21 protein-coding genes are annotated in these 20845 nt (G+C 65.7%); 18 read left to right on the plus strand and 3 right to left on the minus strand.

The genetic code is table 11. The features are described 5' to 3' along the window. The first annotated feature begins 95 nt into the window (after nucleotides 1-95). The 16 genes from tsf (at nucleotide 96) to GM672_RS16435 (ending at nucleotide 16089) form a co-directional block, all read left to right on the plus strand. Complete coding sequence (gene tsf / locus GM672_RS16360; RefSeq protein ID WP_155471605.1) at nucleotides 96-1010, plus strand: translation elongation factor Ts; 915 nt, start codon at nucleotides 96-98, stop codon at nucleotides 1008-1010. 170 nt (nucleotides 1011-1180) lie between these two features. Next, nucleotides 1181-1897 (plus strand): UMP kinase, encoded by a 717-nt coding sequence (gene pyrH, locus GM672_RS16365; protein WP_155471606.1) that lies wholly within the window; start codon nucleotides 1181-1183, stop codon nucleotides 1895-1897. Nucleotides 1898-1921: 24 nt separating this feature from the next. Continuing rightward, entirely contained in the window at nucleotides 1922-2482 is a 561-nt protein-coding gene (gene frr / locus GM672_RS16370) for a ribosome recycling factor (protein WP_155471607.1), read from the plus strand. Between the two features lie 131 nt (nucleotides 2483-2613). Continuing rightward, entirely contained in the window at nucleotides 2614-3366 is a 753-nt protein-coding gene (gene uppS / locus GM672_RS16375) for a polyprenyl diphosphate synthase (protein ID WP_155471608.1), read from the plus strand. A gap of 7 nt (nucleotides 3367-3373) precedes the next feature. Continuing rightward, entirely contained in the window at nucleotides 3374-4207 is an 834-nt protein-coding gene (locus GM672_RS16380) for a phosphatidate cytidylyltransferase (RefSeq protein WP_155471609.1), read from the plus strand. A gap of 86 nt (nucleotides 4208-4293) precedes the next feature. Further along, nucleotides 4294-5496, plus strand: coding sequence for a 1-deoxy-D-xylulose-5-phosphate reductoisomerase (ispC, locus tag GM672_RS16385; RefSeq protein ID WP_155471610.1), 1203 nt, complete (start codon nucleotides 4294-4296; stop codon nucleotides 5494-5496). A gap of 19 nt (nucleotides 5497-5515) precedes the next feature. Then, nucleotides 5516-6895 carry an RIP metalloprotease RseP gene (gene rseP / locus GM672_RS16390; protein WP_155471611.1) on the plus strand — a complete coding sequence of 460 codons (1380 nt, stop codon included), beginning with the start codon at nucleotides 5516-5518 and terminating at the stop codon, nucleotides 6893-6895. Nucleotides 6896-6996: 101 nt separating this feature from the next. Further along, entirely contained in the window at nucleotides 6997-9333 is a 2337-nt protein-coding gene (gene bamA / locus GM672_RS16395; RefSeq protein ID WP_155471612.1) for an outer membrane protein assembly factor BamA, read from the plus strand. A gap of 26 nt (nucleotides 9334-9359) precedes the next feature. Then, nucleotides 9360-9890: an OmpH/Skp family outer membrane protein gene (locus tag GM672_RS16400; protein ID WP_155471613.1), complete on the plus strand. Its 531-nt coding sequence runs from the start codon at nucleotides 9360-9362 to the stop codon at nucleotides 9888-9890. Nucleotides 9891-9906: 16 nt separating this feature from the next. Next, entirely contained in the window at nucleotides 9907-10974 is a 1068-nt protein-coding gene (gene lpxD, locus GM672_RS16405) for a UDP-3-O-(3-hydroxymyristoyl)glucosamine N-acyltransferase (RefSeq protein ID WP_155471614.1), read from the plus strand. Further along, a complete protein-coding gene (gene fabZ, locus GM672_RS16410) occupies nucleotides 10971-11444 on the plus strand; it encodes a 3-hydroxyacyl-ACP dehydratase FabZ (RefSeq protein ID WP_155471615.1) in 474 nt (157 codons plus the stop codon). Before lpxD ends, fabZ begins: the two co-directional genes overlap by 4 nt. 20 nt (nucleotides 11445-11464) lie before the next feature. Next, nucleotides 11465-12253, plus strand: coding sequence for an acyl-ACP--UDP-N-acetylglucosamine O-acyltransferase (gene lpxA, locus GM672_RS16415; protein WP_155471616.1), 789 nt, complete (start codon nucleotides 11465-11467; stop codon nucleotides 12251-12253). Beyond that, nucleotides 12237-13415 carry a lipid-A-disaccharide synthase gene (gene lpxB / locus GM672_RS16420; RefSeq protein ID WP_229427747.1) on the plus strand — a complete coding sequence of 393 codons (1179 nt, stop codon included), beginning with the start codon at nucleotides 12237-12239 and terminating at the stop codon, nucleotides 13413-13415. Before lpxA ends, lpxB begins: the two co-directional genes overlap by 17 nt. Then, nucleotides 13412-14032, plus strand: coding sequence for a ribonuclease HII (rnhB, locus tag GM672_RS16425; protein ID WP_155471618.1), 621 nt, complete (start codon nucleotides 13412-13414; stop codon nucleotides 14030-14032). The genes lpxB and rnhB overlap by 4 nt, the downstream gene beginning before the upstream one ends. A gap of 24 nt (nucleotides 14033-14056) precedes the next feature. After that, nucleotides 14057-14842, plus strand: a complete 786-nt coding sequence (locus GM672_RS16430) for a TrmH family RNA methyltransferase (protein WP_155471619.1) — start codon at nucleotides 14057-14059, stop codon at nucleotides 14840-14842. A gap of 53 nt (nucleotides 14843-14895) precedes the next feature. Then, nucleotides 14896-16089 carry an EAL domain-containing response regulator gene (locus GM672_RS16435; protein ID WP_155471620.1) on the plus strand — a complete coding sequence of 398 codons (1194 nt, stop codon included), beginning with the start codon at nucleotides 14896-14898 and terminating at the stop codon, nucleotides 16087-16089. A 24-nt stretch (nucleotides 16090-16113) separates the two neighbouring features. Here the strand turns inward: GM672_RS16435 and GM672_RS16440 are convergent, their stop codons facing one another. Then, nucleotides 16114-16575: a carboxymuconolactone decarboxylase family protein gene (locus GM672_RS16440; protein ID WP_155471621.1), complete on the minus strand. Its 462-nt coding sequence runs from the start codon at nucleotides 16573-16575 to the stop codon at nucleotides 16114-16116. Nucleotides 16576-16672: 97 nt separating this feature from the next. Beyond that, nucleotides 16673-17581, minus strand: coding sequence for an RNA polymerase sigma-70 factor (locus GM672_RS16445; RefSeq protein WP_155471622.1), 909 nt, complete (start codon nucleotides 17579-17581; stop codon nucleotides 16673-16675). Between the two features lie 163 nt (nucleotides 17582-17744). Here GM672_RS16445 and GM672_RS16450 point away from each other — a divergent pair, with 163 nt between their 5' ends. Then, on the plus strand, nucleotides 17745-18755 hold the full coding sequence (locus GM672_RS16450; RefSeq protein ID WP_155471623.1) for an SDR family oxidoreductase: 1011 nt from the start codon (nucleotides 17745-17747) through the stop codon (nucleotides 18753-18755). A gap of 72 nt (nucleotides 18756-18827) precedes the next feature. After that, nucleotides 18828-18992 (plus strand): hypothetical protein, encoded by a 165-nt coding sequence (locus GM672_RS16455; protein WP_155471624.1) that lies wholly within the window; start codon nucleotides 18828-18830, stop codon nucleotides 18990-18992. Between the two features lie 48 nt (nucleotides 18993-19040). On the opposite strand, the gene GM672_RS16460 is transcribed toward GM672_RS16455, so the two are convergent. Beyond that, on the minus strand, nucleotides 19041-20672 hold the full coding sequence (locus GM672_RS16460; RefSeq protein WP_229417778.1) for a M28 family peptidase: 1632 nt from the start codon (nucleotides 20670-20672) through the stop codon (nucleotides 19041-19043). Nucleotides 20673-20845: the final 173 nt, after the last annotated feature.

The raw sequence follows: 20845 nt of genomic DNA on the forward strand, positions 1-20845 counted from the left end.
CCCCTTTTTTTTAACGAAATACCGGCAGAGCAGGCCGCCGCAAGGTGCCGCCCCGGGGATTTCACCCAATACCCACCGAACAACAGGAGAAAAACATGGCAGCAATTACTGCAGCAATGGTTGGCGAACTGCGCGCCAAGACCGATGCACCAATGATGGAATGCAAGAAGGCCCTGACCGAAGCGGCCGGCGACATGGACAAGGCAGAAGAGATTCTGCGCGTTAAGCTGGGCGGCAAGGCCTCCAAGGCTTCCGCACGTATCACGGCCGAAGGCGTCGTCGCGGCATTCATCTCGGGCAACGTTGGCGCCCTGGTGGAAGTCAACTCCGAAACCGACTTCGTCGCCAAGAACGACGACTTCCTGGCACTGGCCAACAACGCCGCCCGCCTGGTCGCTGAAAAGAACCCTGCCGACGTCGCTGCCCTGCTGGCACTGCCGACCGAATCGGGCCAGACCCTGGACGAAGTGCGCTCGGCCCTGATCGGCAAGATCGGCGAGAACATGTCGATCCGTCGTTTCCAGCGTTTCGACACCACCGGCAAGCTCGCTTCCTACCTGCACGGCACCCGTATCGGTGTCATGGTTGAATTCGAAGGCGCGGACGAGCAGGTCGGCAAGGATGTCGCCATGCACATCGCCGCCATGAAGCCCGTGTCGCTGTCGTCGGATCAGGTGCCTGCCGAACTGATCGAAAAAGAGCGTTCGGTTGCCCAGGCCAAGGCCGACGAAGATGCAGCCCAGGCTGCCGCCGCCGGCAAGCCGGCGCAATCGGCCGACATCGTCGCCAAGCGCCTGGAAGGTTCCGTGCAGAAGTACCTGAAAGAGGTATCGCTGCTGAACCAGGCGTTCGTCAAGAACGACAAGCAGTCCGTCGAGCAGATGCTGAAAGCCGCCAACGCCACCGTGAAGAGCTTCACGATGTACGTCGTCGGTGAAGGCATCGAGAAAAAGGTAGACGATTTCGCCGCTGAAGTGGCAGCCCAGATGGCTGCTTCCAAGGGAGCGTAATTCAAGAAACGGGCCGAGAGGCCCGTTTTTTTAGGGTGGCCAGTTTGCCGCCCGCAGCAGGACCCAGCCATCCCGCGGGACGGTTGGCGAATTCCCCGGCGGGGCGCGGCTTTCCGCTATCATTGCCGCCGGAGTGACACCGAACCACATCTTTTATGGAGCCCCAGCTCATGTCAAAACCAGCCTACAAGCGCGTCCTCCTCAAACTGTCCGGTGAAGCCCTGATGGGCGATGACCCCTACGGCATCAACCGCGGCACGATCGAGCGGATGGTCGCTGACGTGGCCGAGGTCGCGAAAGCGGGCGTGGAACTGGCGGTCGTCATCGGCGGCGGCAATATCTTCCGCGGCGTGGCGCCAGGCGCCCAGGGCATGGACCGTGCCACTGCCGACTACATGGGCATGCTGGCCACCGTGATGAACGCGCTGGCCCTGGCCGACGCCATGCGTCACGTCGGCGTCGTCGCCCGCGTCATGTCGGCGATCGGCATCGAGCAGGTGGTCGAGCCCTACGTGCGCCCGAAGGCGCTGCAATACCTGGAAGAAGGCAAGGTCGTGATCTTCGCGGCCGGCACCGGCAACCCGTTCTTCACCACCGACACGGCCGCCGCGCTGCGCGGCTCGGAGATGTCGGCCGAGATCGTGCTGAAGGCCACCAAGGTGGACGGCGTCTACAGTGCCGACCCGAAGAAGGACCCGGACGCCACGCTGTACCATACCATCAGCTTCGACGAAGCCATCGCCCAGCACCTGCAGGTCATGGACGCCACCGCGTTCGCGCTGTGCCGGGACCAGAAACTGCCGATCAAGGTGTTCTCCATTACCAAGCCCGGCGCGATGATGCGCGTTATCATGGGTGAGGAAGAGGGCACGCTGGTACACGTTTAACAGAACTTAAGAACAGGAGAGAACATGTCCACTGCTGACATCAAGAAGACCGCCCAGGACAAGATGGCCAAGTCGCTGGATACCTTGAAGGCCGACCTGGCCAAGGTCCGCACCGGCCGTGCCCACACGGGCATCCTGGACCACGTCATGGTCGATTACTACGGCAACCCGACGCCGATCAACCAGGTCGCCAGCCTGACCCTGGTCGACGCCCGCACCATCGGCGTGCAGCCGTTCGAGAAGAAGATGGCCGCCGCCATCGAGAAGGCCATCCGCGAAGCCGACCTGGGCCTGAACCCCTCGTCGCAGGGCGAACAGATCCGCGTGCCGACCCCGGCCCTGACGGAAGAGCGCCGCAAGGAAATGGTCAAGCTGTGCAAGAGCGAAGCGGAAGACGCCAAGATTGCCGTGCGCAATATCCGCCGCGACGCCAACGAGCAGCTGAAGAAACTGACGAAGGACAAGGCCATCTCGGAAGACGACGAACGCCGCGCTTCCGACGAAGTGCAGAAGCTGACGGACAAGGCCATCATCGACATCGACAAGATCGTTGCCGAGAAAGAGAAGGAAGTCCTGACGGTGTGAGGACGGCAAAACCGGGGACAGTCCCCTGTTTAGAGGAAATATTTCTCGAAAACAGGGGTCTGTCCCCGGTTTTTTTGCTTCTGCCCCTGCTTTTTTGTTATAAAGTTCACTCTTTGGTCTAAGCGTTTGCAATGAAATATTCAAGTTCGACGACTGCGGTGCCGGAAGTGCCGAAGGTGCCGCGTCACCTGGCGATTATTATGGACGGCAACGGGCGCTGGGCGACCCGCCGCTTCCTGCCCCGGGTCGCGGGCCACGTCAAGGGTGTGGAGGCGGTGCGTACCGTGGTCGAGGCCTGCGTCGCGCGCGGCATCGAGTATCTGACCTTGTTTGCCTTCAGTTCCGAGAACTGGCGCCGCCCCGAGGAAGAGGTGTCGCTGTTGATGCGCCTGTTCGTCACGGCCCTGGAACGGGAAGTGTCGAAGATGCACGCCAATAACATCCGCCTGAAGGTGGTGGGCGACCTGTCGCGCTTCGATGCCAAGCTGCGCGAGATGATCGCCAACGCCGAACGCAAGACAGCCAACAACACGCGCCTGACCGTGACGGTCTGCGCCAACTACGGCGGCCGCTGGGACATCATGCAGGCCATCGGAAAGCTCGTCGCCGCCCATCCCGGCGTGACGGACTTCTCCGAGGAACAACTGGCGCCCTACCTGGCCATGGCCTACGCGCCCGAGCCGGACCTGTTCATCCGTACGGGCGGCGAGGAACGCATTTCCAATTTCCTGCTGTGGCAGCTCGCCTATACGGAGCTGTATTTCACCGACACCTACTGGCCCGACTTCAACGCCGAGAAGCTGGACGAGGCCATCGCCTCCTACCAGCACCGCGAACGCCGCTTCGGCCGCACCGGCGAACAGCTGGCCAAGACGACCGCATAAGGCAAGCATGCTCAAGACCCGGATCATTACTGCTGTCATCCTGTTGGTGGTTCTGCTGGCCGTGCTGTTCTCCGGCAATGCCATCGCCGTGCAGGCCCTGGTGACCATCGCCTTCGGCGCCGCCGTATGGGAAGCCTTCCGCCTGTTCAAGAACCGCGCCGCCATCGTCGTGGCGGCCTGCTGGACGGCGGCCTTCGCCTATACCTTCTTCTTCCACGACGGCCTGCAGTACGCCCGCTTCTGGTGCGCGCTGGGCGCCGCCATCTGGCTGCTGCGCTTCCTGCCGTCGCTGAAGCTGGGCCTGCCGCCGCCCGAGGGCTTCGGCAACGTGTTGCTCAGCATGGTGTATGCCGTCACCCTGGTGTCGTGCTTCGTCGCCATCCTCGTGTTGTGGCGCCATTCGGTGGTCTACCTGCTGTCGGCCATGGCCCTCGTGTGGATCGCCGATATCGGCGCCTACTTCTCCGGCAAGGCCTTCGGCAAGCGCAAGCTGGCACCGACGATTTCCCCGGGTAAATCGTGGGAAGGCGCCATCGGCGGCTGGATCGCCGTGCTGGTGCTGTCCGCCATGACGGTGCTGGCCGCGCCGGCCGTGCCGCTGCTGCAGGACACCTTCGTCGTGCTGCTGCAGGCGAAACACGGCTGGGTCGTGGCCATGCTGTACCTGACCGTCATCGTCGTCGCCTCCGTCGTGGGCGACCTGTTCGAATCCCAGCTCAAGCGCCGCGCCGGCTTCAAGGACAGCAGCAACCTGCTGCCCGGCCACGGCGGCGTGCTCGACCGAGTCGACGCGCTGGTGCCAGTCCTGCCCATTGCGGCACTGATCGGCGCCACGCTGTAATATCACCGGTTCGGACCTGCTGTCCGGACCCGGTCCCGCCGCCCCGGCCGAGCACGGGTGCGCGCGGGCCATCAAGGAATCTGACTATGCAACGTATCACCATCCTCGGCGCCACCGGTTCCATCGGCGTTTCCACGCTCGACGTCATCGCGCGCCACCCCGAACGCTACGCGGTCCATGCCCTGTCCGCCCACAGCCGGGTGGAGGAACTGGCCGCGCAATGCCGGCAGTTCCGCCCGGCCCGCGCCGTGGTCGGCACGCAGGACGCCGCCGACCGCCTGGCCGCGCTGCTGCGCGCGATGGGCCTGGTCACGCAGGTCGAGTGGGGCGAGGCGGCCCTGTGCGACATCGCCAGCGCGCCTGAAGTGGACGGCGTGATGGCCGCCATCGTCGGTGCCGCCGGCCTGGCGCCCACGCTGGCCGCCGCCCGCGCCGGCAAGAAGGTAATGCTGGCCAACAAGGAAGCGCTCGTCATGTCGGGCCAGCTGTTCATGGATGCCGTGCAGGAAAGCGGCGCCACCCTGCTGCCCATCGACAGCGAGCACAACGCCATCTTCCAGTGCCTGCCCAAGGGCTACGGCCGGGTGCCCGATGCGGCCGGCGTGACGAAGATCCTGCTGACGGCGTCGGGCGGACCGTTCCTGAAGCGCGCCGTCGAGAGCCTGGAACGGGTCACGCCGGACGAAGCCTGCAAGCACCCGAAATGGGTCATGGGTCGCAAGATTTCCGTCGATTCGGCCACGATGATGAACAAGGGCCTGGAAGTGATCGAGGCGCACTGGCTGTTCGGTGCCCCCGCCGAACGCATCGAAGTGGTGATCCACCCGCAATCCGTGATCCACTCGATGGTGTCGTACAACGACGGCTCCGTGCTGGCCGAGCTGGGCAACCCGGACATGCGCACGCCCATCGCCCACGCGCTGGCCTACCCGGAGCGGATCGCCTCCGGCGTGGCCCAGCTGGACCTGACGGCCATCGGCACCCTGCAGTTCGAAAAACCGGATTTCGCCCGCTTCCCCTGCCTGGCGCTGGCCTTCGACGCCCTGCGCGCGGGCGGCACGGCGCCGGCCCTGCTGAACGCGGCCAATGAAGTGGCAGTGCAGGCCTTCCTGGACGAGCGCATCGGCTTCCGCCAGATCGACCGGGTCATCGCCACCGTGATGGATCGGCTGCCCCATGGCGCGGCCACGTCGATCGAGGCCGTGATGGCCCAGGACGGACTGGCGCGCCGCGCCGCCGACGATGTCATCGCGCGCCTGGACCGCCCGCTGCTGGCGGCCGGCGCCTGAGCCCCCCGATGAGTTCATGATGAACGGCGTCCTCGGCTTCCTGCAAACCCTGCTGGCCTTTGCCGGCGCCTTCGGCACCCTGGTCGTGCTGCACGAGCTGGGCCACTGCGTCGTGGCGCGCTGGTGCGGCGTCAAGGTGCTGCGCTTCTCGGTGGGCTGGGGCAGGGTGGTGTGGTCGTGGCGCTCCCGTCCCGACGGTATCGAGTGGGCGCTGTCGTCGCTGCCGCTGGGCGGCTACGTGCGCATGCTCGACGCGCGCGACCAGGATGTCAAGCACCTGTCCGAGGACGACCTGCGGCACGAGTTCACGCGCCAGAACGTGTGGAAGCGCATCGCCATCATCGCCGCCGGCCCGGCCACCAACTTCCTGCTGGCCATCGTGCTGCTGGCGGGCCTGTACATGCACGGCGTCGAGGAGCCCAGCGCCCGCATCGCCGAACCGGCCGCCGCCACGCCGGCCCGGCAGGCCGGCCTGCACCGGGGCGACATCATCGTCGCCGTCGGTGGCGAAGCCGTCGCCAGCTGGTCGGAAATGCGCTGGCAGCTGATTCGCGCCGCCACCGACGGCGAGCAGCAAGACGTGCCGCTGACGGTGCGGCGCCCGGGCCGGGGTGACTACACCTTCACCTTGCCGGCGGCGGCGCTGAACGATTTCGATCCCGACAGCGACGTCGCCGCCGCCGTCGGCCTGGCCCTTGCGCTGCCGCCGCCCGTGCTGGGGCGGGTCGACCCGGCCGGCCCGGGCGGGCGCGCCGGATTGCAGCCGGGCGACCGCATCGCCGCCATCGACGGCGTGCCGGTCGTCGACGTGGGGGCCTTCATGGCCATCGTGCGCGCTGCGCCTGGCAAGCAGCTGGTGCTGGACGTGCGGCGTGGGGCGCAGGCGCTGCGCCTGTCCATCGTGCCCGAAGCGTCGCCCGCGGGCGCTGGCGGTAAAGGGTCTGTAACAGTCGGTAAGATCAGGGTGGAGTTGACGGGCCGGCCGGATATGATCGTCGTCAGCGATGGTCCGTTCGGCGCGCTGGCCAAGGCCGTCACGAAGGTGTGGGACACCAGCGTGCTGACGGTGCGCATGATCGGACGCATGCTGACGGGCGACGTCTCGTGGAAGAACGTCACGGGACCGATCACCATCGCCGACTATGCCGGACAGACTTCGCGCATCGGCGTGGCCAGCTATCTGTCCTTCATCGCCATGGTCAGCATTAGCCTGGGCGTAATGAATTTGCTACCGATTCCCGTTCTGGATGGTGGCCATTTGCTGTATTATTCGCTGGAAGTTTTGACTGGGCGCCCGGTGCCGGAGCGTTTTGGGGAGATTGCACAGCGTCTGGGTGTGGGGTTGTTGGTGACCTTGATGGCACTCGCTGTGTTCAACGACGTTGTGCGGTTGATGTGATCCGCCCGGCGCACGTGCAGTCTCGTGTTAGAGAAGCCGGTTCTCAATGAGCGCAGATCTGCGGTCATCGCGAAGCGGCTTCCAAGCCATTATATTTGCCAATGAAATTCAATTCTGACCGCTTTGCCTTGCCTTCCTTTCGCCGCAGCCTGATCGGTGCCGCCGTACTGGCCTTCTGCTCCGGCAGCGCTTTCGCCATCGCCCCCTTTGTCGTGAAGGATATCCGGGTCGAGGGCATCCAGCGGACCGAAGCCGGCACCGTGTTCAGCTACCTGCCGGTGCGAGTCGGCGAGACCTTCAGCGACGACAAGAGCGTGGCCGCCATCAAGGCCCTGTATGCCACCGGCATCTTCAAGGACGTGCGCCTGGAAGCGGACGGCGGCGTGCTGGTCGTGATCGTCGAGGAGCGTCCCGCCATCGCCAAGGTGGACTTCAGTGGCACCCATGAATTCGAGAAGGACATGCTGGTCAAGGCGCTGAAGGACATCGGCGTCGGCGAAGCCAAGACCTTCGACAAGGCCACGGTCGATCGCGCCGAACAGGAATTGAAGCGCCAGTACCTGTCGCGCGGCCTGTATGGCGTGAAGATCACCACCACCGTCACGCCGATGGAGCGCAACCGCGTCAGCATCACGTTCAACGTGGATGAAGGCGAGATCGCCCGCATCAAGCAGATCAATATCGTCGGCAACAAGGTGTTCTCGGACAAGGAACTGCGCAAGGAACTGCAGCTCAACACCAGCACCTGGTTCAGCTGGTACACCAAGGCCGACCAGTATTCGAAGACGAAGCTGACGGGCGACATCGAGGCGCTCAAGTCGTTCTACCTGGACCGCGGCTATATCGAGATGAACGTCGACTCGACCCAGGTCTCGATTACGCCGGATAAGAAGGACATCTACCTCACCATCAACATCACCGAAGGCGAGAAGTACACCGTCTCGGACATCAAGTTCGAAGGCGAGATGTTCGGCCGCGAGGAAGAGCTGCGCCAGCTGGTGCTGCTGTCGCCCGGTTCGACCTATTCCGGCGCGCGCCTGACGGCGACGAACAAGCTGATCACGGACCGCCTGGGCACCTTCGGCTACGCCTTTGCCAACGTCAATGCCAACCCGGAAGTGAACCGCGAGAAGCGCGAAGTGGCCTTCACGTTCATGATCGACCCGGGCAAGCGCGCCTACGTGCGCCGCATGAATATCGCCGGCAATACGACGACGCGCGACGAAGTGATCCGCCGTGAGTTCCGCCAGTTCGAGTCGAGCTGGTACGACGCCAACAAGATCAAGCTGTCGCGCGACCGCGTCGACCGCCTGGGCTACTTCAAGGACGTGACGATCGACACGCCGGAAGCGCAAGGCACGTCCGACCAGGTCGACGTCAACCTGACGGTGGTGGAAAAGCCCACGGGCAGCTTCCAGATCGGCGGCGCCTTCTCGCAGGCCGAGAAATTCAGCCTGAACGCGTCGATCCAGCAGGCCAACTTCGCCGGTTCCGGCAACACCGTCGGCATCGACCTGAACACGAGTAAGTACAGCCGCACCATCGCCTTCTCGGAAACCAATCCGTACTTCACGGACGACGGCGTGTCGCAAAGCTATGAGCTGTACCTGCGCACGTTCCGCCCGCCCGCGGTCAATATCGGCATGTACGCCATCAAGCAGACGGGTGGACGCGTCAGCTGGGGCGTGCCGTTCTCGGAAGTGGACACGGTCTTCTTCGGCATCGGCCTGGAACACGCCAACGTCGAGACGGACAACTCCAGCCCGAGCTTCTACAAGAAGTACGTGGCCGACCTGGGCGGTCCCGCCAACGGCGAAGGTTCCGTGTCGTCCAACTCCGTGCCGCTGACGGTGGCATGGGGCCGCGACAGCCGCGACAGCGCCGTCACGCCGACGGTGGGCCGCTACCAGCGCGCCAACCTGGAAATCGACGTCGTGGGCGACTCGAAGTACTTCCGCGCCGTCTACGAGCACCAGTGGTATCGTCCGCTGACGCAGACGATGACGCTGGCGCTGAAGGGCGAGTTCGACTACGGCCACGGCATCGGCGGCAAGCCTTACCCCGTCTTCAAGAACTTCTACGCCGGCGGCATCGGCTCCGTGCGCGGCTACTACAGTTCCTCGCTGGGCTACGTCGACCCGTCCAACAACGATGCGCTGGGCGGCGCCTCGCGCCTGATCGGCAACGCCGAACTGCAGATGCCGTTCCCCGGCCAGGGCAAGGACCGCAGCCTGCGCTGGTTCGGTTTCCTCGACGGCGGCCAGGTCTACACGGAAGGCCAGAAGATGCGCCTGTCCGAGCTGCGCTTCTCGACGGGCCTGGGCATCAGCTGGATTTCCCCGGTCGGTCCGCTCAAGTTGAGTTATGCTAAGCCCCTGAACGCGAAACCGGGCGATCGCCTGGAACGCTTCCAGTTCCAGATGGGTACGGGCTTCTGAGCCCCGACCCGTCGTTTAGGAGAATCATGTTGAAGTCATCCGCTACGCTTGGCAAGTTCCTTGCCGCCTCGGCGCTGGGCTGGCTGGCGCTGGGGGGAATCGCTCCGGCGCAGGCGCAGGCGTCACGCATCGCCTGGCTCAGTCCCGAACGGATCTATAATGAGTCGCGCCTGGCCAAGCTGGCCGGCGAGAAGCTGAAGGAAGAGTTTTCGCCGCGCGAGAAGGCCGTTCAGGCCCTGGCACAGCGCCTGAAGGCCGCCACCGACAAGCTGGCCAGCGAGGAAGGCAAGGCCGTGCCGGAAGCCGAGCACGCGAAAACCCAGCGCGACGTGGTCGAGCTGGACAAGGAATTCCAGCGGCGCCAGCGCGAATTCCGCGAGGACCTGAACCAGCGCACCAACGAGGAACGCGCCGTGATCGCCGAAAAGGCCACGCGCATCATCAAGCAGCTGGCGCAGACCGAAGGCTTCGACATCGTGCTGCAGGATGCCGTCTGGGCCAGCCCGCGCATCGACATCACCAAGCGCGTGCTGGAAGAGCTGGACAAGGACAAATAAACAGATCGGATCACTCATGGGCCTTCGACTAGGAGAACTGGTCGAGCGCTTGGGCGGACAGTTGATCGGCGACCCGAACACGCAAGTGCTCGGGATCGCGCCATTGACGGACGCCGGCGTTTCACACATCAGCTTTCTCAGCAACAGCAAATTTCGCGCACAGGCCGGCCAGAGCCGCGCCGCCGCACTGATCGTATCCCCGAATGACGACGCGCTGGTGGCCCAGACCTACCCGGGGGCGCGCATCGTCACGAACAATCCCTACGCCTGGTTCGCCCATGCGGCGCAGTTGTTCGAGGCGCTGACGGCCATCGTGCCGGCGGCGGGCATCCACCCGTCCGCCGTGGTGGATGCGACGGCCGTCGTCGACGCCAGCGCCCATGTCGGCGCCAACGTCACGATCGAGGCCGGCGCGCGCATCGGGCCCGGGGTCGTCATCGACGCCGGCTGCTACATCGGCCGCGATGCCGTCATCGGCGAGAAGACGCACTTCTTCGCCAACGTGACGTTCCACGCCCGCTGCATCATCGGCGCGCGCGGCATCGTCCATTCCGGTGCCGTCATCGGCACGGACGGCTTCGGCTTCGCCAACGAGGGCGGCGTCTACGTGCGCATTCCGCAAACGGGGCGCGTCGTCATCGGCGACGATGTCGATATCGGCGCCTCGACGACGATCGACCGGGGCGCGCTGGCCGACACCATCATCGAGGATGGCGTCAAGCTGGACAACCAGATCCAGATCGGCCACAACTGCCATATCGGCGCGCACACGGCCATGGCCGGCTGCGTCGGCGTGGCCGGCAGCGCCAGGATCGGCAAATACTGCACCTTTGGCGGCGCCGCCATGGTGCTGGGTCACCTGACCATTGTCGACCGTGTCCACGTGTCGTCGGCCAGCATGGTGTCGCGCTCGATCCTGGAACCGGGCCAGTACACGGGCTTCTATCCGCTGGCGAAGAACAGCGAGTGGGAAAAGAGCGCCGCCATCGTACGCAACCTGTCGACCATGCGCGAGAAGATCCGCGCACTGGAAAAGACCATTAAAACGATAACGTCACAAGACGAGAAACACGACGAATCATGACAACTACCGAAAACAAGACGCTTGACATCAACCAGATCAAGGAACTGCTGCCGCACCGCTACCCGATGCTGCTGGTGGACCGCGTGCTGACCTGGGAAGCGCACAAGACCATCACGGCCATCAAGAACGTGACGGCCAACGAGGAATTCTTCAACGGGCACTTCCCGCACAAGCCGGTCATGCCTGGTGTCCTGATGATCGAGGCGATGGCGCAGACGGCGGCAATCCTGTCGTTCCTGACGATGAACGTCAAGCCGGACGAGAATTCGGTGGTCTACTTCGTCGGCATCGACAACACGCGCTTCAAGCGCCCCGTCGGCCCCGGCGACCAGCTGAAGATGGATGTCGAGATCCTGCGCACCTCGCGCGGCATCTGGAAGTACAAGGCCGTCGGCAGCGTCGACGGCCAGGTGGCGGTGGAAGCCGAGCTGATGTGCACCATCCGCAATACGGCCGAAGCGGCGTCGTAACACCGGACCCGGAGGCAAGCATGGCAACCATCCACCCCAGCGCCATCGTCGACCCGAAAGCCCAGCTGGGCGAGGGCGTCGAGATCGGCGCCTATTCGATCGTGGGTCCGAACGTCGTCATCGGCGATCGCACCTGGGTCGGTCCGCACGTCGTCATCGAAGGCCACACGACCATCGGCAGCGACAACAAGTTCTTCCAGTTCTCGTCGATCGGCGCGCCGCCGCAGGACAAGAAGTGGAACGGCGAACCGACCCGCCTGGAAGTGGGCGACCGCAACACGATCCGCGAATTCTGCACCTTCAACCTGGGCACCGTGCAGGACAAGGGCGTGACGAAGCTGGGCAACGACAACTGGATCTCGGCCTACGTCCACCTGGCGCACGACTGCGTGGTGGGCAGCAATACGATCTTCTCGAACAATGCCCAGATGGCCGGGCACGTGGAGATCGGCGACTGGGTCATCATGAGCGGCTACGCCAATGTGCACCAGTTCTGCAAGATCGGCGCCCACGCCTTTGTCGGCATGAGCACCAGCCTGACGCAGGACGTGCCGCCCTTCGTGCTGTTGAACGGCAATCCGGCCCAGGCCCACGGCATCAATATCGAAGGCCTGAAGCGGCGCGGCTTCACGCGCGAGCAGATCAACGCCCTGCGGGCTGCCTACAAGACGCTGTACCGCTCCGGCCTGACCCTGGAAGAAGCCAAGGCGGCGCTGCTGGCGCAGGAACAGGCGACGCCGGATGCGGCCGAACACCTGCGCGCCTTCCGCACCTTCCTCGATACGGCCAGCCGTGGCATCGTCCGCTGAAGCTGCCGACATCGCCGATATTGCCGTCGTCGCCGGCGAACTGTCCGGCGACCTGCTGGCCGGGCGCCTGCTGTCGGGCCTGCGCCGGCACCTGCCGGACGCGCGCTTCCACGGCATCGGCGGCCCGCGCATGATCGCGCAAGGTTTCGAATCGCACTGGCCCATCGAGACCATGACGGTGCGGGGCCTGTTCGAGATCATTCCCCGCTACCGCGAACTGAAGGGCATCCAGAACGCACTGCGCGACCGTCTCATCGCCGAGAAACCGGCCGTCTTCATCGGCGCCGACTACCCCGGCTTCAACCTGGGCCTGGAAGCGCAGCTCAAGGCCGCCGGCATCCCCACGATGCATTACATCGGGCCGCAGATCTGGGCCTGGCGGGGCGGGCGCATCAAGAAGATCGTCAAGTCCGTGTCGCACATGCTGGTGGTGTTTCCGTTCGAGGAAGCGATCTACCGGGCCGCCGGCGTGCCCGTCACCTACGTGGGCCATCCGCTGGCCGAAGTGATCCCGATGGTGCCGGACGAAGGCGCCGCGCGGCGCGAGCTGGGCCTGCCGGAAGATGCCAACATCATCACCCTGATGCCGGGCAGCCGCATGGGGGAGCTCAAGTACAACACGGCCGCCTTTGTCGGCGCCGCGAAGCTGCTGCAGGCGCGCGACCGTTCGCTGCGCTTCATCGCGCCGATGGCCGGGGACAAGCAGCGCGACTACTTCCGCCAGCTGGTGCGGGAAGCGGGCCTGCAGGACGTGGAGATCACCCTGCTGGACGGACAAAGCCATACGGCCATCTGCGCCGCCGATGCCGTGCTGGTCGCATCCGGCACGGCCTCGCTGGAAGTGGCCCTGTTCAAGAAGCCGATGGTGATCGCGTATAGAATGATGCGGGCATCGTGGGAAATCATGCGCCATATGGGCTACCAGCCGTGGATCGGCCTGCCCAATATCCTGGCGCGCGAGTTCCTCGTGCCCGAGCTGCTGCAGCACCACGCCAGCCCCGAAGCGCTGGCCGAGGCGATGTGGCGGCAGTTGACGGATGCGCCGCACCGCATGGCGCTGGCGCAGCGCTTCACCGACATGCACCACAGCCTGCTGCGCAACAGCGCGGAAGAGGGCGCGGCGGCAGTCATGCAAGTCATTCAAGACGGTAGAACACCATGAACCTCCTGCAGACCGGCCTGTTCGACGACCTGCCTTACTCGCTCGACGAAATCATCTGCGGCGTCGATGAAGCCGGGCGCGGGCCCCTGGCCGGGCCCGTCTACGCGGCCGCCGTGATCCTGCACCGCGAGCGTCCCATCGAGGGCCTGCGCGACTCGAAGAAGCTGACCGAGGCGCGCCGCGAGGAACTGGCGCCGCTGATCAAGCGCGACTGCATTGCCTGGGCCATCGCCAAGGCTTCCGAGGCGGAAATCGACAAGATCAATATCCTGCAGGCCTCCCTGCTGGCGATGAAGCGGGCCGTCCATGCGCTCGAGACGATTCCCACCCTGGCTCTTATCGACGGCAACAAGTGCCCCGTGATGCGCATCCAGACCATCGCCATCGTCGACGGCGACGACAAGATCGAATCGATTTCGGCCGCGTCGATCCTGGCCAAGACGGCGCGCGACGACGCGCTGCGCAAGCTGCACAAGAAGTACCCGCAGTACGGCTTCGACCAGCACAAGGGCTACGGCACGGCGCAGCACCTGCAGGCCCTGAAGACGCATGGCGTGTCGCCCGTGCACCGGCGCTCGTTCGCGCCTGTGCGCGAGCTGCTGGAACAACTGTTTTAACGCTGTCCCTTTGAAGTCCGACCTTTGAAAACCATCACCTCGCGCGATAACGCGCAGTACAAGGACCTGAAGCACCTGGCCACCAGTTCGCAGGCGCGCCGCAAGGCCGGCCGCACCCTGCTCGACGGCGTGCACCTGTGCGAAACGTGGCTGCAGCTGCGCGGCCTGCCGGAGCAGTGCATCGTCAGCGAAAGCGCCATGCATAACGGGGAAGTCGCCGCCATCGTCGCGCGCGTGACGGCGGACCACGGGCACTGCCTGTGCCTGCCGGACGCGCTGTACGCGCCCCTGAGCCAGGTGGAGCACGGCGTCGGGCTGATGTTCCTGGTCGAGACGCCGCAGCGGGCCACGCCGGCGGCGCTGTCCGTCAATGCCGTCCTGCTCGACAATGTGCAGGACCCCGGCAATGTCGGCTCGATCCTGCGCAGTGCCGCCGCCGCCGGCGTCAAGCAGGTGTTCTGCAGCCCCGGCACGGCGTTCTGCTGGTCGCCCAAGGTGCTGCGCGCGGCCATGGGTGCCCACTTCGTGCTCGATATTTTCGAAAACGCCGAGTTGGCGCCCTTGCTGCGCGAGGCGCCGATCGCCACTCTGGCCACCAGCGGCTACGCCGAGCAGCGCCTGTTCGACGTCGATTTGAAACGGCCCGTGGCCTGGGTCTTCGGCCACGAAGGGCAGGGCGTGTCGGACGAGCTGCTGTCGCTGGCGCGCTACCGGGTGGTGATTCCCCACCTGGGGCAGGTCGAGTCGCTGAACGTGGCCGCGTGTGCGGCGGTATGCTTTTTCGAACAGGTCAGGCAGAATCTGAGCTGAGTGGTGGCGCCCGCCACCTGGCCCCAGGATACAGCCTTCACATAGGAGCGCGGATGGACATCGCACAGCTGCAGTTTCTCGTCGCTCAAGCCGAACCGGTGCAACGCGAGCTGCTGGCCGGCCTGCTGCGCAGCATCGGCGCGGAGCACGTTCACCTGGCGCCCGATGGCCACGCGGCCCTGCGCGCCATCGATGGTGCCGCGCCGCCCATCGACATCGCCATCATCGACCTGGCCGTGCCGGGGATGGACGGACTGGAACTGATCCGGCGCCTGGCCGAGCAGGGCTGCCGCGCCGGCCTCGTCGTCGTCGGCGCGCAAAGCGGCGACATCCTGTTCTCCGTCGAGACGATGGCGCTGGCCTATGGCGTCGACCTGCTCGGCACGATGGCCAAGCCGGCCACCGCGGCGCGGCTGCAAACCCTGATCGGCCATTACACGCCGCCCGGTACGCCGGACGTGGCGGCCGCCCATCCGCCGTTCACCTTCGCCGAAGTGGGGCGCGGCCTGCAGGCACGCGAGTTCGATCCCTTCTTCCAGCCCAAGATCGAGCTGGAAACGGGCGACGTGAAGGGCCTGGAAATGTTCGCCCGCTGGCGCCATCCGCAGCACGGCGTGCTGGGACCATCGGCCTTCGTGCCCGTGCTGGAAGCGAACGGGCGCATCGATTTCCTCGACTGGAGCATGATCGAGAAATCCGTCGGCGCCTGCCGCATCCTGCACGACCAGGGCATTCCCATCTCGTTTTCCGTCAACGTCGACCCCAGCACCCTGGCGCACGAACAGTTCATCGGCCAGATCACGGCCTGCGTCGAGCGCCACCGCATCCTGCCCGCCTACATCACCTTCGAGATCACGGAATCGTCCGTGCTGGCGACGGACCCGCACTTCCTGGAACGCCTGCTGCGTCTGCGCATGATGGGCTTCGGCCTGGCGGTGGACGACTACGGCACGGGCAGGTCGAACCTGCAGCTCCTGGCCAGCATCCCGTTTTCCGAACTGAAGATCGACCGCAGCTTCGTCGACGGCGCGTCGCGGAAGCGTGCCATCGGCACCGTGCTGAAATCCTACCTGGGCCTGGCGCGCAGCCTGGACCGGCAGGCCTGCGCCGTTGGCGTCGAGACCAAGCAGGACTGGGATTTCCTGCAGGGCCTGGGCTGCACCTACGCGCAGGGCTACTACATCGCCAGCCCGATGCCGGTGGAGGACGTTCCCGGCTGGCTGGCGGACTGGCGGCAGTTCTTCTAGCATCGCGGCCCCGGACGGACGCGCTCACATCCCCGGTGCCGGCGTCACGGGAATCGGGTTGCGCAGGCTGACATTGAGCATGTTCCAACCGCGGATCACGGCCACCGCATAGCCCAGCTGCGTGATTTCCTCATCGTTGAAGTGTTCCTTGAGCAGGGCAAAGTCGGCGTCGGAAGGGCTGCGTTGGGGGATGGCGTTGACGGCTTCAACCCAGTTCAGCGCGGCCCGTTCCCGTTCGCTGAAGAAGGGCGATTCGCGCCAGCCCGGCAGGGTGTTCAGGTGGCGCTGGTCGGCGCCGCCCTTGACGAGCGCACGCCAGTGCATGTCGATGCAAAAGCCGCAGCCGTTGATCTGCGAGACGCGCAGGAACACCAGTTCGGCCAGTTGCGCGCCGAGCGATTCCTTGACGGCAGCGGACAGGCCGACCATGGCTTTCATGCTGGCGGGAGCGAAGTTGAAGAAGGTGACGCGGGCTGCGTGGGTCATATCGGTTCCTCTCTAAGGTGGCGGCGGGCGCCGTGTGCGCCTGCCATGACCATTAGACGAAGGGCCGTGCCGCCTGTGACAGAGTCGCGGAAGAACTTCAATCCAGGGGCGGGATGCCGGCCAGCTTGTCGGGATTGCGCACGACATAGACGGCGACGATCTTGCCGCCGTCGACGATGAAGCTCTGGGCCGACTCGATCGCCCCGTTCACGTAGCGCAGCAATCCCAACGCGCCGTTGATCCGCGCCAGCCGGTACGTGACCTGGCCGGGGAACTGGCTTTCCAGCCACCAGAACAGGCCGGCGATCCGGGCCGCGCCCTGCAGGATGCGGCCGAACGACGGCACCTTGCCACCGCCGTCCGAGACGAACTGCACGTCGCCGGCCAGGAAGGTCTTCATGGCCGCGCGGTCGCCGCCGGCAGCGGCCTGTATGAAACCCGTCAGTACTTCCCGGTGCACGTCGCGCGACACGACGAAGCGGGGCTGCTCCTGCCGCACCCGTTCCTGTGCGCGGTGCACCAGCTGGCGGCAGGCTGCCTCGCTCTTTCCCAGGGTGGCGGCCAGGTCGGCGTAATCCTGGTCGAACACCTGTCGCATCAGGAAGGCGGCCCGTTCTTCCGGCGCCAGGCGCTCGAGCACCCACAGCATCGCCACCGACACGTCGCTGGCCAGTTCGGCTGCCGATTCCGGCGTGTGATGGTCCGCCTCCACCAGCGGCTCCGGCAGCCACCAGCCGATATACGCCTCCCGTTCGCTCTGGCGCGAGCGCAGGCGGTCGATTGCGAGGCGCGTCGTCGCCGTCACCAGCCACGCTTCGGCATTCCGGACGACGGCGTGGTCGCTGCCGTGCCAGCGCAGCCAGGTGTCCTGTACGACGTCCTCGGCATCGGCGCGGGTGCCGAGCATGCGGTAGGCGATTGCGAACAGGCGGGGCCGCAGGGCGGCGAAGGTGGCGGCGGGGTCTGCCGTGGTGCCGGTCGTCGTGTCGGTCGTGGTGTCGGTCATGGCGTGATGGCGAGGAAATAAGGGCAAGACGGCCCGGCCGCTTCGTTTGTGACAGGCCGTCACGCGTTTCCTGTCGCAAAGGTGTGGCCAGCCCATGCGCATCTTAACTACATTGACAAGCGGACAGCATACCAACTTTCAATATCACCTATCAGGAGTTCACATGGATTCGGACGACCAATTCGTGCAGGGCCGGCGGCGCTTCGTCGGCGCCGTGGCAAGCGGCATCGCCGCAGGAACGGCGGCCACGGCCGCGGGCGGCGCGCTGGCGCAGGGCCAGCCGCCGGCTCCGCCGGCAGGGCGCAAGCCGCCCCCCAACTATGCGAAGCCGCCGTTCCAGAAGCAGCGCCAGGAATGGCCTGGCCTGGCCGGCAAGATGACGCCGCGCCCGGATCACGGCGAAACCAGCTACCGGGGCAGCGGCCGGCTCAATGGCCGCAAGGCCCTGATCACGGGCGGCGATTCCGGCATCGGACGCGCCGCCGCCATCGCCTACGCGCGCGAAGGGGCGGACGTGGCGATCAGCTACCTGGCAGCCGAGGAACCCGACGCCCGTGAGGTGGCGGACCTGATCAAGGCGGCGGGACGCAAGGCCGTGCTGCTGCCGGGCGACATCCGCGACGAGGCCTTCTGCAAGAAGCTGGTGGACGACGCCGTGCGGCTGCTGGGCGGGCTCGATATCCTCGTCAGCAACGCGGCCAAGCAGCATACGGTGGAATCGATCCTGGACCTGACCACCGCCCAGTTCGACTGGACGATGAAGACCAACCTGTATGCGAACTTCTGGATCGCCAAGGCGGCCGTGGCGCAGATGAAGCCGGGCAGCGCCATCATCGTGACGGCCTCTGTGCAGGCCTACGATCCGTCGCCGAACCTGCTCGACTACGCCCAGACCAAGGCCGCCCAGGTGGCGTTCACGAAGGCGCTGGCGCAGCAGGTGGCCGAGAAGGGCATCCGCGTCAACGCGGTTGCGCCGGGTCCCGTCTGGACACCGCTGCAGGTGACGGGTGGGCAGACCCCGGAAGGGCTGGAAAAGTTCGGCGCGGACACGCCGATGAAGCGGCCCGGCCAGCCGGCCGAGCTGGCCAGCGTCTACGTCACCCTGGCGGCGGACGACGCCAGCTACACGACGGGGCAGGTGTACGGCGTGGCGGGCGGCAGGGGCAATCCGTAATATTGGCCTGGACGCCAGCGGCGCGGCAGGCAATACTAACGGTTGATTTTTTACCAACCAAAAGGAGTATTCATGCGTCCATTCCACACCCTGCTGCTGGCTTGCGCCTGCCTGCTGACCACCGCCGTGTCGGCCGAGCCGGCGCCCGCGCCCGCGCCTACGCCGGAGCAGGCCGGACGGCCGGCCCCCGAGCCTGTATCGATCGAAGACGCTTGTCCCACCTGCGTGAACGAGTAAGGCCCGGCGCCGCGGCCCATGGCCGCGGCTGTTTCGCGGTTTCCCGTATTACCGCTTGGCGGCCGCCGCGCCGCCCAGCTTCATCCCCTTCTTCCACGTCGGCATCGTCGGCGCGTTCGCTACCGCATAGCCCAGGTTCAACGTGAACTGGGCCTGCTGCACCATGCCGGACAGGTCCCAGCTGGCGCGGTATTCGTCCGTCACCTGGTGGTAGTCCTTCTTGAAGCCCACCATCTTCGCGCTTTCGGCCGCGTGGTCGTGGGCGAACTCGAAGTGACCGTCGCCCGAGAACACGGCCGAGCCCACGTTAAACGCGGGAATGCCGGCCTTGGCGAAATTGAAGTGGTCGGCGCGGAAGTAGGCGCCGGACAGGTCGGGAATCGTCGGCGCCAGTTTCAGGCCCATCTTCCTGGCCACCTGGGCCGACGTCTCGTACAGGCTGCTGCGCTCGGCACCGGCCACGCCGATGTCGCGCGTGACGCCGACGAAGTTCATGCTGTCCAGGTTCAGGTCGGCGGCCGTCCGGTCCAGCGGGAAGACGGGGTCGGCCACGTAGGCGGCGCTGCCCAGCAGGCCCTGCTCCTCGGCGGCCGGCCACAGGAACACCTGGCTGCGTCTGGCGGGGCGCTTCACCGCTTCGGCCGCCATCGCCAGCAATGCCGCCGTGCCGGAGGCGTTGTCGACAGCGCCGTTGTAGATGTGGTCGCGTCCATCCTTGGCGCCTTCGTCGATGCCCATATGGTCCCAGTGGGCCGAGTACACGACGGCCTGCTGTTTCAATTTCGGATCCGTGCCCGGCACGATGCCGACGACATTGAACTGCTCCACCTGCCGGATCGTCGAGCGCAGCGTCACGTGCGTGCTCACCTTCAGGTCGACGGGCTTGAAGTCGCGCCGCTCGGCCTGGGCCCGCAGCACGTCCAGGTCGAAGCCGGCGGAGAGGAACAGTTCGCGCGCCATGTCCTCGTGCAGCCAGCCCTCGACCTGGTTGCCCGGGCCCTTCAAGTGGAAGCGCTCATGCGAGAAACCGTTGGCCGGCACGCTCCACGGATACGAGGCGGACGGCGTCGTGTGGATCAGCAGGGCGCCGGCCGCGCCACGGCGCACGGCTTCCTCGAACTTGTACAGCCAGCGGCCGTAATACGTGTAGGCCTTGCCGGCGAAGCGGTTCGGCTCGTCCGCCGTGGGCTGCGGGTCGTTGACCATCATGACGAGGATCTTGCCCTTGACGTCGGCATCCTTGTAGTCGTCCCAGTTTTCCTCCTCGGCCTTGACGCCGTAGCCGACGAACAGCAGCGGCGCGTCGAACGACAGGCTGGCCTTGCCGCTGCCCGTGCCGAATACGATATCCTTGCCGGCAATGGGCATGATGCGCGTGGTGCCGGTGCGGAAGGTCACGCTGCTGTCCGGCAGCAGCTTGGAGCCCTCGAACTTGACGCTCTGGCGGTAACCGCCGGAAGGCATGGGTTTCAGGCCGATGATGGCCGCCTGGGTTTCCAGGTAGCGTACGGCCAGGTCGCCGCCGCGCTGGCCCGTGCCGCGTCCTTCGAGCAGGTCGTCGGCCAGGAAGGCCAGGTGGCCGCGCAGCACGGGTTCCGAAACGGTGGGCGTTTGCTGGGCGAAGGCGGCGCCGTTCAACAGGGTGGTGGCGATGGCGGCGGCGATGATCGAGGTTTGCATGGGTATTTTCTTCATGGCGGATGACGGACGAAGCCAGATGGTAACTCAGCGATGGCGTGCCGGGGGGCGACGGCCGGGGGTGCCCTGCCGTTTGATGTATCCCAAGAAGTCAAACGTAGCACTGGCAATCGCCCGGCGCTTTGTATAGGTTGAACCGATAGACCCAGGCGCCG

This window comes from Pseudoduganella buxea (genome assembly GCF_009720835.1).
Taxonomy (GTDB): Bacteria; Pseudomonadota; Gammaproteobacteria; order Burkholderiales; family Burkholderiaceae_D; genus Rugamonas; species Rugamonas buxea.